The 12,339-nt window shown below is 45.4% G+C and carries 12 protein-coding genes and 1 other RNA gene; 3 read left to right on the top strand and 10 right to left on the bottom strand.

Annotated features, from left to right (window positions below; genetic code table 11):
- Positions 1 to 7 precede the first annotated feature (7 nt).
- From mraY to rsmI, 9 genes are all read right to left on the bottom strand, one after another.
- Entirely contained in the window at positions 8 to 1,090 is a 1,083-nt protein-coding gene (gene mraY / locus QQL60_RS00315) for a phospho-N-acetylmuramoyl-pentapeptide-transferase (protein ID WP_273182690.1), read from the bottom strand.
- Positions 1,090 to 2,442 (bottom strand): UDP-N-acetylmuramoyl-tripeptide--D-alanyl-D-alanine ligase, encoded by a 1,353-nt coding sequence (locus tag QQL60_RS00310; protein WP_284722065.1) that lies wholly within the window; start codon positions 2,440 to 2,442, stop codon positions 1,090 to 1,092. The genes mraY and QQL60_RS00310 overlap by 1 nt, the downstream gene beginning before the upstream one ends.
- Positions 2,442 to 3,986, bottom strand: coding sequence for a UDP-N-acetylmuramoyl-L-alanyl-D-glutamate--2,6-diaminopimelate ligase (locus QQL60_RS00305; RefSeq protein ID WP_284722064.1), 1,545 nt, complete (start codon positions 3,984 to 3,986; stop codon positions 2,442 to 2,444). Before QQL60_RS00305 ends, QQL60_RS00310 begins: the two co-directional genes overlap by 1 nt.
- Positions 3,983 to 5,686 (bottom strand): peptidoglycan D,D-transpeptidase FtsI family protein, encoded by a 1,704-nt coding sequence (locus tag QQL60_RS00300; protein ID WP_284722063.1) that lies wholly within the window; start codon positions 5,684 to 5,686, stop codon positions 3,983 to 3,985. The genes QQL60_RS00305 and QQL60_RS00300 overlap by 4 nt, the downstream gene beginning before the upstream one ends.
- Positions 5,683 to 5,976 (bottom strand): cell division protein FtsL, encoded by a 294-nt coding sequence (gene ftsL / locus QQL60_RS00295; RefSeq protein WP_007146012.1) that lies wholly within the window; start codon positions 5,974 to 5,976, stop codon positions 5,683 to 5,685. The genes QQL60_RS00300 and ftsL overlap by 4 nt, the downstream gene beginning before the upstream one ends.
- The gene (rsmH, locus tag QQL60_RS00290; protein WP_284722062.1) at positions 5,973 to 6,911 is read right to left on the bottom strand and encodes a 16S rRNA (cytosine(1402)-N(4))-methyltransferase RsmH; all 939 of its coding nucleotides are present in this window, start codon (positions 6,909 to 6,911) and stop codon (positions 5,973 to 5,975) included. The genes ftsL and rsmH overlap by 4 nt, the downstream gene beginning before the upstream one ends.
- 10 nt (positions 6,912 to 6,921) lie before the next feature.
- Complete coding sequence (gene mraZ, locus QQL60_RS00285) at positions 6,922 to 7,362, bottom strand: division/cell wall cluster transcriptional repressor MraZ (RefSeq protein WP_007146014.1); 441 nt, start codon at positions 7,360 to 7,362, stop codon at positions 6,922 to 6,924.
- A gap of 322 nt (positions 7,363 to 7,684) precedes the next feature.
- An RNA gene (gene rnpB / locus QQL60_RS00280) (RNase P RNA component class A) lies at positions 7,685 to 8,038 on the bottom strand.
- A gap of 21 nt (positions 8,039 to 8,059) precedes the next feature.
- Positions 8,060 to 8,911: a 16S rRNA (cytidine(1402)-2'-O)-methyltransferase gene (gene rsmI, locus QQL60_RS00275; RefSeq protein ID WP_284722061.1), complete on the bottom strand. Its 852-nt coding sequence runs from the start codon at positions 8,909 to 8,911 to the stop codon at positions 8,060 to 8,062.
- A gap of 91 nt (positions 8,912 to 9,002) precedes the next feature.
- Here rsmI and QQL60_RS00270 point away from each other — a divergent pair, with 91 nt between their 5' ends.
- The 3 genes from QQL60_RS00270 to QQL60_RS00260 are packed head-to-tail and all read left to right on the top strand — an operon-like array spanning position 9,003 to position 11,850.
- Positions 9,003 to 10,856, top strand: a complete 1,854-nt coding sequence (locus tag QQL60_RS00270) for a penicillin-binding protein activator (RefSeq protein ID WP_284722060.1) — start codon at positions 9,003 to 9,005, stop codon at positions 10,854 to 10,856.
- Positions 10,857 to 10,858: 2 nt separating this feature from the next.
- Positions 10,859 to 11,218, top strand: a complete 360-nt coding sequence (locus QQL60_RS00265) for a YraN family protein (protein WP_284450421.1) — start codon at positions 10,859 to 10,861, stop codon at positions 11,216 to 11,218.
- A gap of 44 nt (positions 11,219 to 11,262) precedes the next feature.
- Positions 11,263 to 11,850: a BON domain-containing protein gene (locus QQL60_RS00260; protein WP_007146018.1), complete on the top strand. Its 588-nt coding sequence runs from the start codon at positions 11,263 to 11,265 to the stop codon at positions 11,848 to 11,850.
- Positions 11,851 to 11,905: 55 nt separating this feature from the next.
- On the opposite strand, the gene hemJ is transcribed toward QQL60_RS00260, so the two are convergent.
- Positions 11,906 to 12,331, bottom strand: coding sequence for a protoporphyrinogen oxidase HemJ (hemJ, locus tag QQL60_RS00255; RefSeq protein WP_284450422.1), 426 nt, complete (start codon positions 12,329 to 12,331; stop codon positions 11,906 to 11,908).
- Positions 12,332 to 12,339: the final 8 nt, after the last annotated feature.

The following is a 12,339-nucleotide window of genomic DNA, read 5'->3' as shown; positions in this document are numbered from 1 at the left end:
CCGTATGTCATCGTATTTTCAACGTCGCTAAACCAATCAACACCAGGAACACAGTGACAATCCAAAACCGCACAATAATGCGAGGTTCCGGCCAGCCTTTCAGTTCATAGTGATGATGAATCGGTGCCATAAGAAACACGCGTTTACCACGTAATTTGTATGAGCCCACTTGAATCATTACGGACAGTGTTTCAATAACAAACACACCGCCCATGATGAGTAAAACCAACTCCTGTCTGACCAATACGGCAACCGTGCCTAATGCCGCGCCAAGTGCTAAAGCACCGACATCGCCCATAAAGACTTGTGCTGGATAAGTGTTAAACCAGAGGAAGCCAAGTCCGGCGCCCACCATTGCCGCACAAAAGACAACAAGTTCGCCCGCACTTGGGATAAAAGGAATTTGCAGGTAGGTGGCAAACTCAAAATGGCCACCGACATAACTAAACAGACCCAGCGCAGCTGCTACCATTACTGTCGGCATAATCGCCAGACCATCTAAACCATCAGTTAAATTGACCGCATTACTACTGCCAACAATCACTAAATAAGTCAGCAGCATGTACCAGCCACCCAGAGGAATAACAATCTCTTTGACAAACGGTACGATGAGTTGCGTTTCAGCCGGCACGGTGGTCGTCATATATAAAAATACGGCAGCACCGCCACCAAACACAGACTGCCAGAAGTATTTGTAGCGACTGATTAAACCACGTGGATCCTGACGGACTAATTTGATGTAATCGTCAACAAAACCAATCAAACCAAAAGCCAGAGTGATAATCAGTACGACCCAGATGTAGCGATTGGATAAATCAGCCCACAGTAATGTACTCACGGCAATAGCCACCAGAATCAGCGCCCCCCCCATCGTAGGTGTGCCCTTCTTACTGAAATGTGATTCAGGACCATCTTGTCTAACCACCTGACCAATCTGTCTGAAACTCAAATGGCGAATCATGGTTGGGCCAATAATCAAGGCAATACCAAGTGCTGTCATCACCCCGAGAATGGCTCTTAAGGTCAGGTATTGGAAAACACTAAACCCACTGTAGAACTGGCTTAGGTAATCACTTAATAACAACAGCATTACTGTGCCTCCGCTACCAGCGCATCGGCCAGTTTGTCGAGTTGCATAAAGCGTGATCCTTTAATTAAACAAGTCACATCTGCAGTTAGTGTGTTTTGCAAAAGCTGTTGCAATGTTTGTACATCCTCAAAATGAATAGCGTTATCACCAAACGCGGCTGCCGCCAGTTGGCTTTTTTCTCCGACCGTAAATAATGTCGTCACACCAGCAGATTTCGCTTGTAATCCCATGGTTTGATGGATGGCATCAGCCTCTTCACCCAACTCACCAAAATCACCGAGTACCAGCCAACGCGGTTCTTGAAATCCAGCTAAGGTTTCTAAGGCCCGAAGATATGAGCCGGGATTAGCATTGTAGGTATCATCAATTAAACGGCTGTCTGACAAGCCTTTACGCATTTGTAGTCGATGGGGCACTGCTTGTATTTTGTTCAGCCCACGCACCATGGCATCAACCGGAATATCTAGGGCAACACTCACAGCGATAGCTGCCAATGCATTGCTGACGTTATGCAATCCCGGCAGAGGTAAAGTCATGTGATGGTTTACACCGTCGATATGCACCAGGAAATGACTAGAAGCGGGTTCTGGCTGAATATATTCAGCATGAATATCCGCATTATTTTGCAGTGCAAACCGAATAGTTTTTCTATCAGCAATTAAAGGTTGCCAGATTGTGTCATAAGGCATATCCGCATTCACTACAGCTACACCGTTTTGCTTCAAGCCCTGATAGATACTGCCTTTTTCTTTGGCAATGCCTTCTTCACTACCCAATCCTTCAAGATGAGCTGAAGCAATATTATTGATAACTGACACATCAGGTGACACGATGCTCATCAGATAAGCAATTTCACCAGGATGATTGGTGCCCATCTCGATCACAGCATAATCATCATTTTTGTCGATTCGACAAACGGTTAACGGTACACCCAGATCATTATTCAAATTACCCTGTGTTGCCGATACAGTACCCACTTCTGACAAGATAGCTTTAACCATTTCTTTCAAACTGGTTTTGCCATTACTGCCTGTGATAGCAACCACTTTTGCTTTGCATTCAGCTAACCAGGCCCGGGCGATCTGCCCAAATGCGACGCGGACATCATCGACCTTAATCTGTGGTAATTCATCATCCTGATATTCACTGACTAATGCCGCGATAGCACCGTTTTCTCTAGCTTTGGCTATATACGCGTGACCATCAACATGTTCACCTTTAAAGGCAATAAACAAATCACCCGGTGTTACCTTACGTGAATCAATCACCGCACCAGTAACGGTAGCATCAACGACCGGCATATCAGCTGCGATAATTTCAGCAATCTGTTTAAGTGGCAGTTGCAGACCCATTAATGTCCTCCCACCACGTTTTTAATGCCATTTGCCTGAGCGTCAAATACAGCCGTCACTACCGTCGCATCACTGAATGGATAACGCACATGATTGATTTCCTGATAGGACTCATGGCCCTTACCCGCTACTAAGACGATATCTTTTGCTTCGGCATGATTTATCGCATAGGTAATCGCTAACTTACGATCAAGTTCGACACGAATTTTTTGAGGCTCATCACAGCCAGCCAGAATGTCTTCGATAATGAGCAAATGATCTTCTGTACGTGGATTATCATCTGTGACGATGACCTGATCAGCCTCACGTTCAGCGACTTTACCCATAAGTGGGCGCTTACCTCTATCGCGATCACCACCACAGCCAAACACACACCAAAGCTGACCCGCATCAGGTAAATGTACCTGCAGTGTTCTTAATGCCTGATGTAAAGCATCAGGAGTGTGGGCATAGTCAATCACAACGGTGGGTTGGCCTGCCTGAGTATAGGTTTGCATACGACCACTCACCGCCTGACACTGATTAATAGCATCGCGACATTGTTCTGTGTCCAGTCCCAGTGCAGTTAATACCCCGATTGCCGCCAGGATATTATCGACATTAAACTCACCTAAAACGGGTAAGTTGACTGCTACAGATTTGTCATTGACCCGGGCATCAAACGCCACTCCGTCACGTTTGTATGAAATATGTTCAGCACGAATATTGACCTGGTTTTCAGCATCACCGTAGGTTAACAACGCTACATTTTTTCTGAGTTTTGAAATGACATCGGTACCAAAAGCATCATCCGCATTAATGACGGCATATTGCACGCTATCCATATCAAATAACCGTTTTTTAGCTGCGGCATAATTGGCCATAGTCTTATGGTAATCAAGATGATCACGACTGAGGTTGGTCAGTACAGCAATATTAATCTCGACACTGTTTAAACGGCCTTGTGCAAGCGCATGTGATGAGGCTTCCAATGCTACATAGTCACAGCCTTCACGTTGGAATCTTGCCAGCAGTTTTTGCATGGTGACCGGATCAGGCGTAGTCATACCAGTCATTTCCAGATCACATAGACGCCCCGCTCCCATAGTGCCAATAACACCGCAAGGTTTATTCATCGATTCAAGCGCCTGAGCAATAAACTGGCTTACTGATGTTTTACCATTGGTGCCGGTTACGGCAATCACTGTCATATCTGCCGACGGATGACCATAGAAACGAGCTGCAATGAACCCAGCTTTTTCAGCTAGATTGTCGACGGAGTAAGCAATCACCACGGCTGCATTGAGCATCTCCAGCTCAGTCTCGGTTAGAGGTTGCTGCTCATCAATCAATACCGCAAAAATATCTTTTTCCAGAGCCTGTCGAAGATGCTTTTCTCTATCGACCGTATTTTTAGCCAAGGCTAAAAATAAACCACCCGCAGCAACTCTTCGGCTGTCCATACTAATGTCCGTCAAAGAACATTCTTGTAGGGCCGAATTATCGACGACAACATCACTAAGTAATGCCATCAATGATTGAGGTTTTACGATTGAAGTCATCATTTGTGAGCCACCTGCATCTGGGTCATCGGTAAATCATCAGGGGGAATATTTAGCAAACGCATTGCCCCGGTCATCACTTCTGCAAACACAGGCGCAGCAACTGCGCCACCGTAATATTCGCCTTGAGGCTCATCAATCATCACCACCATCGCCAGTCGAGGCGCAGAGGCAGGAATAATGCCCGCAAAGACAGATTGATAACGTTTATCGGCGTAACCACCGCTAATCGCTTTTTTCGCTGTACCGGTTTTACCGGCCACATGATAATTTGCTACTGCTGCCCGCGTCGCTGTCCCACCTGGCTCAATGACTTTCACCATCATCTGCACCACTTCATGCATGATATCTGCTGAAAATTCTCGACGGCCTTGTGGCACTTTATCTGTTTTGATGAAAGTCACTGGCTTGAGAATGCCGCCATCTGCTAACACGGTATAGGCTCTGGCAAGCTGCATAGCACTGGTTGATAAGCCGTAGCCATACCCCATAGTGGCGATATCCAGCGTGCGCCATGATTGTGGATCTGGCATGGTGCCCATTGCTTCGCCTGGGAAGTAAGCACCGGTCGCTTCACCTAAACCAAAACTGGCAAAGTCATGCCATAACTTAGCCGGATCGAGTGCCAGGGCTATTTTACTGGCGCCAACATTACTTGACTTCTGGATAAGGGTAGCTAAATCAATTTCGCCATAATCACGAAAATCCCTGATGGGATGACCACTGACTCGGTAATAACCGGGATGCGTGTTAATAATCGTCGTAGTATCGAACTGACCGGACTTGATACCACTGGTAACCGTGAAGGGTTTGACAGTCGACCCAGGTTCGAATAAATCGGTGACGGCACGGTTTCTTAAATCACTCGGTTTTAACCCCGCTCGATTATTGGGGTTATAAGATGGCTGATTTGCCATTGCCAATACTTCACCGGTATGCGTATCCAAAATAACTGCCGTACCTGATTTGGCATGGTGTTCGGTAACCGCTTTTTTCAGTGCCTGATAGGTTAAATACTGTAATCTCAGATCAATGCTTAACTGAACGTTCTCACCGGATTTTGCAGGACGAATCAGCTCCCCACCTTCTACATAGTTACCTCGGCTGTCACGCACCATACGTTTCAGGCCTGGACGGCCAGTTAAAACCGCATCATAAGTCAGCTCAAGACCTTCCTGACCGATATCATCAACATTGGTAAATCCGACAATATGAGAAGCAACTTCACCAGCTGGATAATAACGTTTGTATTCGCGTTGAAGTGCTACGCCCTGAATACCTATCTCTTTGACCTTGGCTGACAGCTCAGGTGTGATACGACGTTTCAAATAAACGAATTCACGCGATTGATTCTGTTCAATCTTTTCTCTGATAGTTTGTGTCGATAAACCAAGTAACTGCGCCAGTTTGGGTAAACGAGGATCAGTAGCAAGCACATCCTGAGGATTCAACCAAACAGAATGCACAGGTGTACTAATTGCTAAAGGCTCGCCATGGCGATCCAAAATCATTCCGCGGTGAGCAACAACAGGCACCTGACGAAGATGACGTGCATCACCCTGGTGACGAAGAAACTCTGGATTAACGACCTGAATATCTGCCAAACGCCAGCATAAACCAGCGACCATCAACACAAACATGATGCGAACAAGATTAAGGCGCCACGCCCCCACTGGATGAACTTTTTGACCACGATACTTCATGGTTTAATCACCACAGTCATATCTGATTTAGGTACCACCATGCCTAAACGGCTTTTCGCTTCCTGTTCAATCCGGCTTGGACTCGCCCAGGTACTTTCTTCCAGTAGCAGGCGTCCCCACTCTTCATTCAGCGCGTCACGTTCTTTTTCTAACCGTTGAAGTTGCACAAATTCGTTCCGGCTCAAATGCTTGGTATAAATCACCGCTACCGCCGACACCAAAACGACAAAAACCATCACAAACAATGGCGTATCAATTTTAATGGTTTCGAGCAGTGCTTTTATATTCATGCCAACTTCTCCGCAATACGAAGTACAGCACTACGCGCACGAGGATTTAAGCGAGTCTCATCTTCTGAGGCTTTAATCGCTTTACCAATCACTTTCAAACGTGGATTTAATTGATCCACGGTAATGGGAAAGTGAGACGGCAAATCATCCCCCCGGGCTTCATCACGGAAGAAACGCTTCACAATGCGATCTTCAAGAGAATGGAAGCTGATGACAGCTAAACGACCGCCCACCGCTAGCACATCCAAAGCTTGCTCTAATGCGGTTGTGAGTTCTTCCAGCTCATTGTTAATAAAGATACGAATGGCCTGAAATGTTCTGGTCGCCGGATGTTTGAATTTGTCGCGGGAAGGACTCGCTTTGTCGACTAAATCTGCTAACTGTTTAGTCGTGATAATAGGGGTTTCGTCCCGGGTTTCCACAATCGCTCTGGCGATACGCTTGCCATAACGTTCTTCACCCAAGGTTTTGATGACATCCGCAATCTCATCCATCTCAGCAGTTGCCAGCCACTCAGCTGCACTGATGCCTGCATCTGGATTCATGCGCATATCCAGTGGACCATCTTTCATAAAGCTGAAACCACGCTCCGCATCATCCAACTGGGGTGAAGAAACGCCGATATCCATCAGAATACCGTCAACACTTCCCTGCCAGAGACGAGAATGCACGGCCGTGCTGAGTTCTGAAAAATTAGCTTGCTCGATAGAGAAACGAGGATCTTCGGCTGCCAGAGCCAAACCGGTTTTAATTGCTTGAGGATCACGATCCAGTCCAAGTAGACGACCGTTATCAGACAGCAATGCCAGAATGGCACGGCTGTGACCACCACGACCAAATGTCGCGTCTAGATATTTACCATCTGCCTTTACTGACAAGCCCTGTATGGTCTCGCTTAACAAGACTGGCAGATGTTCCGAGTAGTTCTCAGTCATAATTCCGCCTTTATATCGACAGGCTTTCTAATTCAGCCGGTAAAATCTCGCCAAAATCTTCTTCTAGACATTCATCCATGAGCTCATTCCAAGTTTGCTCATTCCATAATTCAAACTTGTTACCTTGACCAATCATCACCATGCTTTTATCAAGGCCTGCAAACTCACGTAATTTAGCGGGTAATAAAATACGGCCATTGCCATCCATTTCACATTCAGTGGCATAACCGAGAAGCATTCTTTTTAAACGACGTACTTGAGGATTCAAACTGGGTAATGCGGAAAGTTTTTCTTCAACAATTTCCCATTCTGGCAATGGGTACAACTGTAAACAATGATCAGAATGATCGATGGTGATGACTAATCGGCCTTCACAACAGACGTCAAGATGCTTGCGGAACTTGGCTGGAACAGCCATCCGCCCTTTTGCATCCAGATTGAAAGTTGCCACGCCTCGAAACACTGCTCATCCCCAAAAAATACGATCCACTAAGATCCACTTTCCCCCACTTGTCGACACTATAGGAGGGCAAATGGCCGAAGTCAAGCCTGTAAATAAACAAAATCCTCTTTTTATGACAATGACTTAGGGCATTTTCACAAAAGTGGGAGAAAAAGATTGGAGGTGTTTCTGAAGGAGGTCTTTCTTATCAAAAAACTGGCATGTGAAGTTAAAGTAAATTCTAGAATACTCGTCTAAAAGACAAAAAAATAACTGCCAAGACAGGAAAAATGATGCTGTCTATAGCAGTTATTTTGCTTGTTACATATATAGGTTGAGACGACCGATAAGCCGGGTTCTGTCGTGGACAATCATTCATCTGGGACTGATGTCACCATCAGCCTCAAGCAACCTACCCAGGAACAGTACGGGTCGCACATGTCTGCAAGCAGACGTTCCTCTATTTGGTCTTGCTCCAGGTGGGGTTTACCATGCCACTTCTGTTACCAGAAGCGCGGTGCGCTCTTACCGCACCCTTTCACCCTTACCGAATCACTTCGGCGGTATACTCTCTGTTGCACTGGCCGTGGGCTCGCGCCCCCCAGGTGTTACCTGGCACCTTACCCTATGGAGCCCGGACTTTCCTCACCAATATGACTATCAGTGCGATTGCCAAGTCGTCTCAGTGCGCTATTCTACCTAAAGGCTAGTTTTTCTGCTGTAATTTCAACGCTAACTGATAGGCTTCGTTTTTACTGCCACCCGTAATGTTAGCCACCATCGCCGCGGCCTTTTTCACAGGAAGCTCAGTAAGCAGAATTTTTAATAGCCGACTGACCTCTTGCTCATCCGCCGTTGCTTCATTTTGACTACCTTCTATCAACAGTACACACTCACCCCGCTGTTGATTATCATCTGCTTTAACCCAATCAATTAATTCGACCAATGGTCGCGTTTCGATGGTTTCATGGAGTTTGGTTAATTCACGTGCCAGACAGGCTTGTCGTTGATCACCGAAGATCAAAACCGCATCTTCCAATGCCGCCAGTAAACGTCGTGGGCTTTCATAGAAAATCAAGGTTCTGCCATCTGACTTCAATGACTCCATGACTTGTTTGCGAGCTGATGACTTAGCGGGTAAAAACCCTTCAAAACTAAATCTATCAGAAGCCAGGCCCGAAGCAGATAATGCCGTAATTAATGCACAACACCCTGGAATGGGGATCACACGAATGCCCGCATCTCTAACGGTAGTAACCAGTCGATAGCCTGGATCACTAATCAGTGGCGTACCGGCATCACTAATTAATGCTACTGACTCTCCCGCAAGCAAACGTTGGCAAAGTGCGTCGCTGCGCTGTTGTTCATTATGTTCATGCAGAGAAATCGTCGAGGTCTGGATAGCATAATGCTGCAATAAATACTTACTATGGCGAGTATCTTCAGCAGCAATCACATCAACGCTTTTTAATACCTCAATCGCTCTAGCTGAAAAATCAGCTAAATTACCAATAGGCGTAGCGACAATGAATAATTGACCTGCCTGACTTTCGTTCACAGTCTTTCCTTAAAATCTTGAATACAGTGTGGTCGTAATATACGCGAACAGGTAAGATGATGCCTCCTATGACTAATAATAGAATGACCTTATGTTCCTGAAACGCAGCTTCTGGTTATCCGCCATTATCCTCCTGAGCTTGACGGCTTGTCAGCCTGTGCAATCACCGGTCAGCATGACAAAGCCTGCTCAAATTGAAACGGTCGCCTCAGAGTTATCCGGACAATACCAACAGGCAGCGGATGAATATGCCCAACTGGCAATGACAAATGACGGTGCTGAACAAGCGGCATATCAACTGAAAGCAGCTCAAATGTATTGGCAGTCAGGCCAGGTTGAACTAAGCCAAAGTCAACTAGATCAAATCAAACTCAGCTTACTGGATAAAAGCCGACGCTATGATGCCGCGATCCTGGGCGCCAATATCGCATTGTTTAACAGTGAAGGTGAGCGTGCATTAGAAGCTCTCAGTGCTGTGCAGGAAAAAGACTTGTCCGCTCAGAATCTAAAGAATGTTCTAAAGCTTAAGGCTGACGCTTATACCTTGACTGGAAATTGGCTGGAAAAAGCCAACACCCATTTGAAGCTTGAAAAAATTCTGACAGATCCTGAATCATTGAAAAACAGCCGTGAAGCGCTTTGGCAGGCATTAATGCAAATGACGCCACAAGCATTGGATCTGTTTAACCCAGGCTATCCACCCGCCGAAGATAGTGGTTGGTTTGCCCTTGCCTACAACATTAAAGCGTATCAGGATAACCCGGAAGTACTGGCTGTCGCACTTGAAGACTGGAAACGAAGCTACCCCAATCATCCTGCTGATCCAGCGCTGTATCAAAAAACCTTGGCAGCCGGAACGCATATCCCAAAAGATATTGAAAATATTGCCGTCTTACTGCCTAACTCAGGGCCATTTGTAGAAGCGGCTAAAGCGATTAAAGACGCCATTATTGCCGCACAATATGTAAATGGTTCAACGGCCCAACTGCACTTTTACGATATACAAACCGATGCGATCAGCGGGCAAAGTAATGTGTTATCTCAATACGATGCTGCCGTTGCTGATGGCGCCGGCGTGGTTATCGGTCCATTGCAAAAATCATCAGTGGAAACATTAGCAACACACCCAAACTTGAGTGTACCGGTACTGGCTTTGAACCGCACTGATGGGCCTGAGGCTTATAAAAACCTCTATCAGTTTGGACTTGCGCCAGAAGACGAAGCTGCCGCTGCTGCCAATTATGCTAAGCAATTGGGCTACAAACGCAGCATTGTGCTCGCGCCCTATAATGACTGGGGACAACGCATCGCTTCAGCCTTTACCAATCAATGGCGGAAGGATGGTGGCACCACGTTATTAGTCTCAAATTATAATGAAGCTGAAAATGACTTTCGGGATACACTCATTCCATTAATGGGATTAAATGAAAGTGAGCAACGTTATAAGTCCTTGCAAGGCACATTAGGCCGCTCACTCGACTTCGAACCACGTCGTCGTGAAGGCGTTGATTTTTTATTTTTAGTCGCTCGCCCACTCAAAGCACGTCAGCTCGTACCACAGCTGAAATATCATCGTTCAGGTCAGTTACCGTTACTGGCAACCTCACATGTTTATAGCGGGCAGTCCGATCCGCAACAAAATATTGATCTGAATGACTTGATTATTTGTGATATTCCATGGGTATTTGAAGAATTAGCCGCAGAAGATCCGGTGTATCAGGCACTGAAAAATCAGTCTCCGGAGAACTTTGCCAGTGCAATCCGACTCTATGCTCTAGGTGTAGATGCTTATAAGTTGATTCCACAACTTAATAAACTAAGTCGAGATCCCACCAGCTCAATGGCAGGCGCTACTGGTACGTTATCTATCAACTCGCAGGGACATGTCATTCGCAAAATGTTGTGGGCAAAATTTGAACAAGGAGAGCTAAAGCTCATTAAATAATTATGTTTGCCAGGGAAAAAGGCCAGCAAATAGAAAAACAGGTTTCCAGCTATCTACAAAAGCATGGTATGCGTCTGATACAACAGAACTATCATTGCCGTGGAGGTGAAATCGATTTAATCATGAAAGAAAAAGATACCTTGGTATTTGTCGAGGTACGGTTTCGGAAGAATGCACGATTTGGTTCAGCACTGGAAAGCGTAAATAGTCAAAAACAGACTAAAATTATTCATACAGCGCAGCACTACATTCAAACAACATCATCACCATATCAGCACTATCGATTTGATGTTGTGGCGGTAACACCTGCTGACTCATCCATACAGATTGAATGGATAAAAAACGCTTTCCAGCTTAGTTAGCTAAAAAAATGTCAGTACATAGCGTTATTACAAGGAAAATCATTATGCTCAACATCAAAAAAGCAGCTTGGTTAGGCTTAGTTATTCCTGCCGCCACATTGTTTCTTCAAGCATGTGTGCCTGTTGTGGCAACAGGTGCAGCGACAGGCGCATCAGTTGCCTATGATCGTCGTACTACCGGTAGTGTGATTGATGATCAAGGGATCGAATTTAAAGCGTCATACGCCATCTATAACAACAAAGAAATCTATAACCAGAGTCATATTAACGTCACCAGTTATAACGGCGTTGTATTACTGACAGGTGAAACTCCGAGCGAGTCACTAAAACAAAAAGTAACGGCAGAAGTAAAAGCGATTCCTAAAGTCAGACGTATTCATAATGAGTTAGCGATTGCAGCCCCGAGCGCTTTGCCTTCTCGTAGTAGTGATGCCTGGATTACATCCAAAATCAAAGCGAAAATGACCACAGATGAAAATACGGATCCATTCCATGTAAAAGTGGTAACAGAACGTGGTGTAGTTTACTTGATGGGCATGGTGAGTCATGCTGAAGCGGATCAAGCCGTCAATATAGTTAGGAATTCTGCCGGTGTTCAGCGTGTAGTGAAAATTTTTGAATACACTGATTAAGTTAAGCCGTTTCAACAATCTTCAAAAAAAGGGCTCTTTATGAGCCCTTTTTTTATTAAAACGGTTTTACAACAACCAGAATAACAATCGCGATCAAGGCCAGTACTGGCAGCTCATTAAACCAACGGTAAAACGTATGGCTACGCTCATTTTGATCTGCAGCAAATTTCCTTACCATAGATCCGCACATACCATGATAAGCAAAGAGCAGTAATACCAACGTCAGTTTTGCATGCAACCAACCCATTGATGCTATTTGTTCTAGCGGATAATAACTCACTAACCAGACACCAAATATGAGAGTCAAAAGTGCACTTGGCGTCATAATGCCACGGTAGAGTTTGCGCTCCATAATTTTAAAGCGCTCTTTACCCGCTTGATCCTCAGTCATCGCATGGTAAACAAACAAACGCGGCAAATAGAACATGGCTGAAAACCATGTCACTACAAAAATGATATGAAATGCCTTCACCCAAAGCATGGTGTATT

The organism is Methylophaga thalassica, from assembly GCF_030159795.1.
Lineage (GTDB): Bacteria > Pseudomonadota > Gammaproteobacteria > Nitrosococcales > Methylophagaceae > Methylophaga > Methylophaga thalassica.
Note: the sequence above shows the minus strand (reverse complement) of the source record. Positions and strands in the feature narration are given on the sequence as shown.

Excerpts from the sequence above, each read along its gene's own strand:
- QQL60_RS00310 (WP_284722065.1), bottom strand. The coding sequence starts at position 2,442 with ATGGGTCTGCAACTGCCACTTAAACAGATTGCTGAAATTATCGCAGCT.
- QQL60_RS00270 (WP_284722060.1), top strand. The coding sequence starts at position 9,003 with ATGTTCCTGAAACGCAGCTTCTGGTTATCCGCCATTATCCTCCTGAGC.
- hemJ (WP_284450422.1), bottom strand. The coding sequence starts at position 12,331 with ATGCTTTGGGTGAAGGCATTTCATATCATTTTTGTAGTGACATGGTTT.
- QQL60_RS00305 (WP_284722064.1), bottom strand. The coding sequence starts at position 3,986 with ATGATGACTTCAATCGTAAAACCTCAATCATTGATGGCATTACTTAGT.
- QQL60_RS00265 (WP_284450421.1), top strand. The coding sequence starts at position 10,859 with ATGTTTGCCAGGGAAAAAGGCCAGCAAATAGAAAAACAGGTTTCCAGC.
- rsmH (WP_284722062.1), bottom strand. The coding sequence starts at position 6,911 with ATGACTGAGAACTACTCGGAACATCTGCCAGTCTTGTTAAGCGAGACC.
- ftsL (WP_007146012.1), bottom strand. The coding sequence starts at position 5,976 with ATGAATATAAAAGCACTGCTCGAAACCATTAAAATTGATACGCCATTG.
- QQL60_RS00260 (WP_007146018.1), top strand. The coding sequence starts at position 11,263 with ATGCTCAACATCAAAAAAGCAGCTTGGTTAGGCTTAGTTATTCCTGCC.
- QQL60_RS00300 (WP_284722063.1), bottom strand. The coding sequence starts at position 5,686 with ATGAAGTATCGTGGTCAAAAAGTTCATCCAGTGGGGGCGTGGCGCCTT.
- mraY (WP_273182690.1), bottom strand. The coding sequence starts at position 1,090 with ATGCTGTTGTTATTAAGTGATTACCTAAGCCAGTTCTACAGTGGGTTT.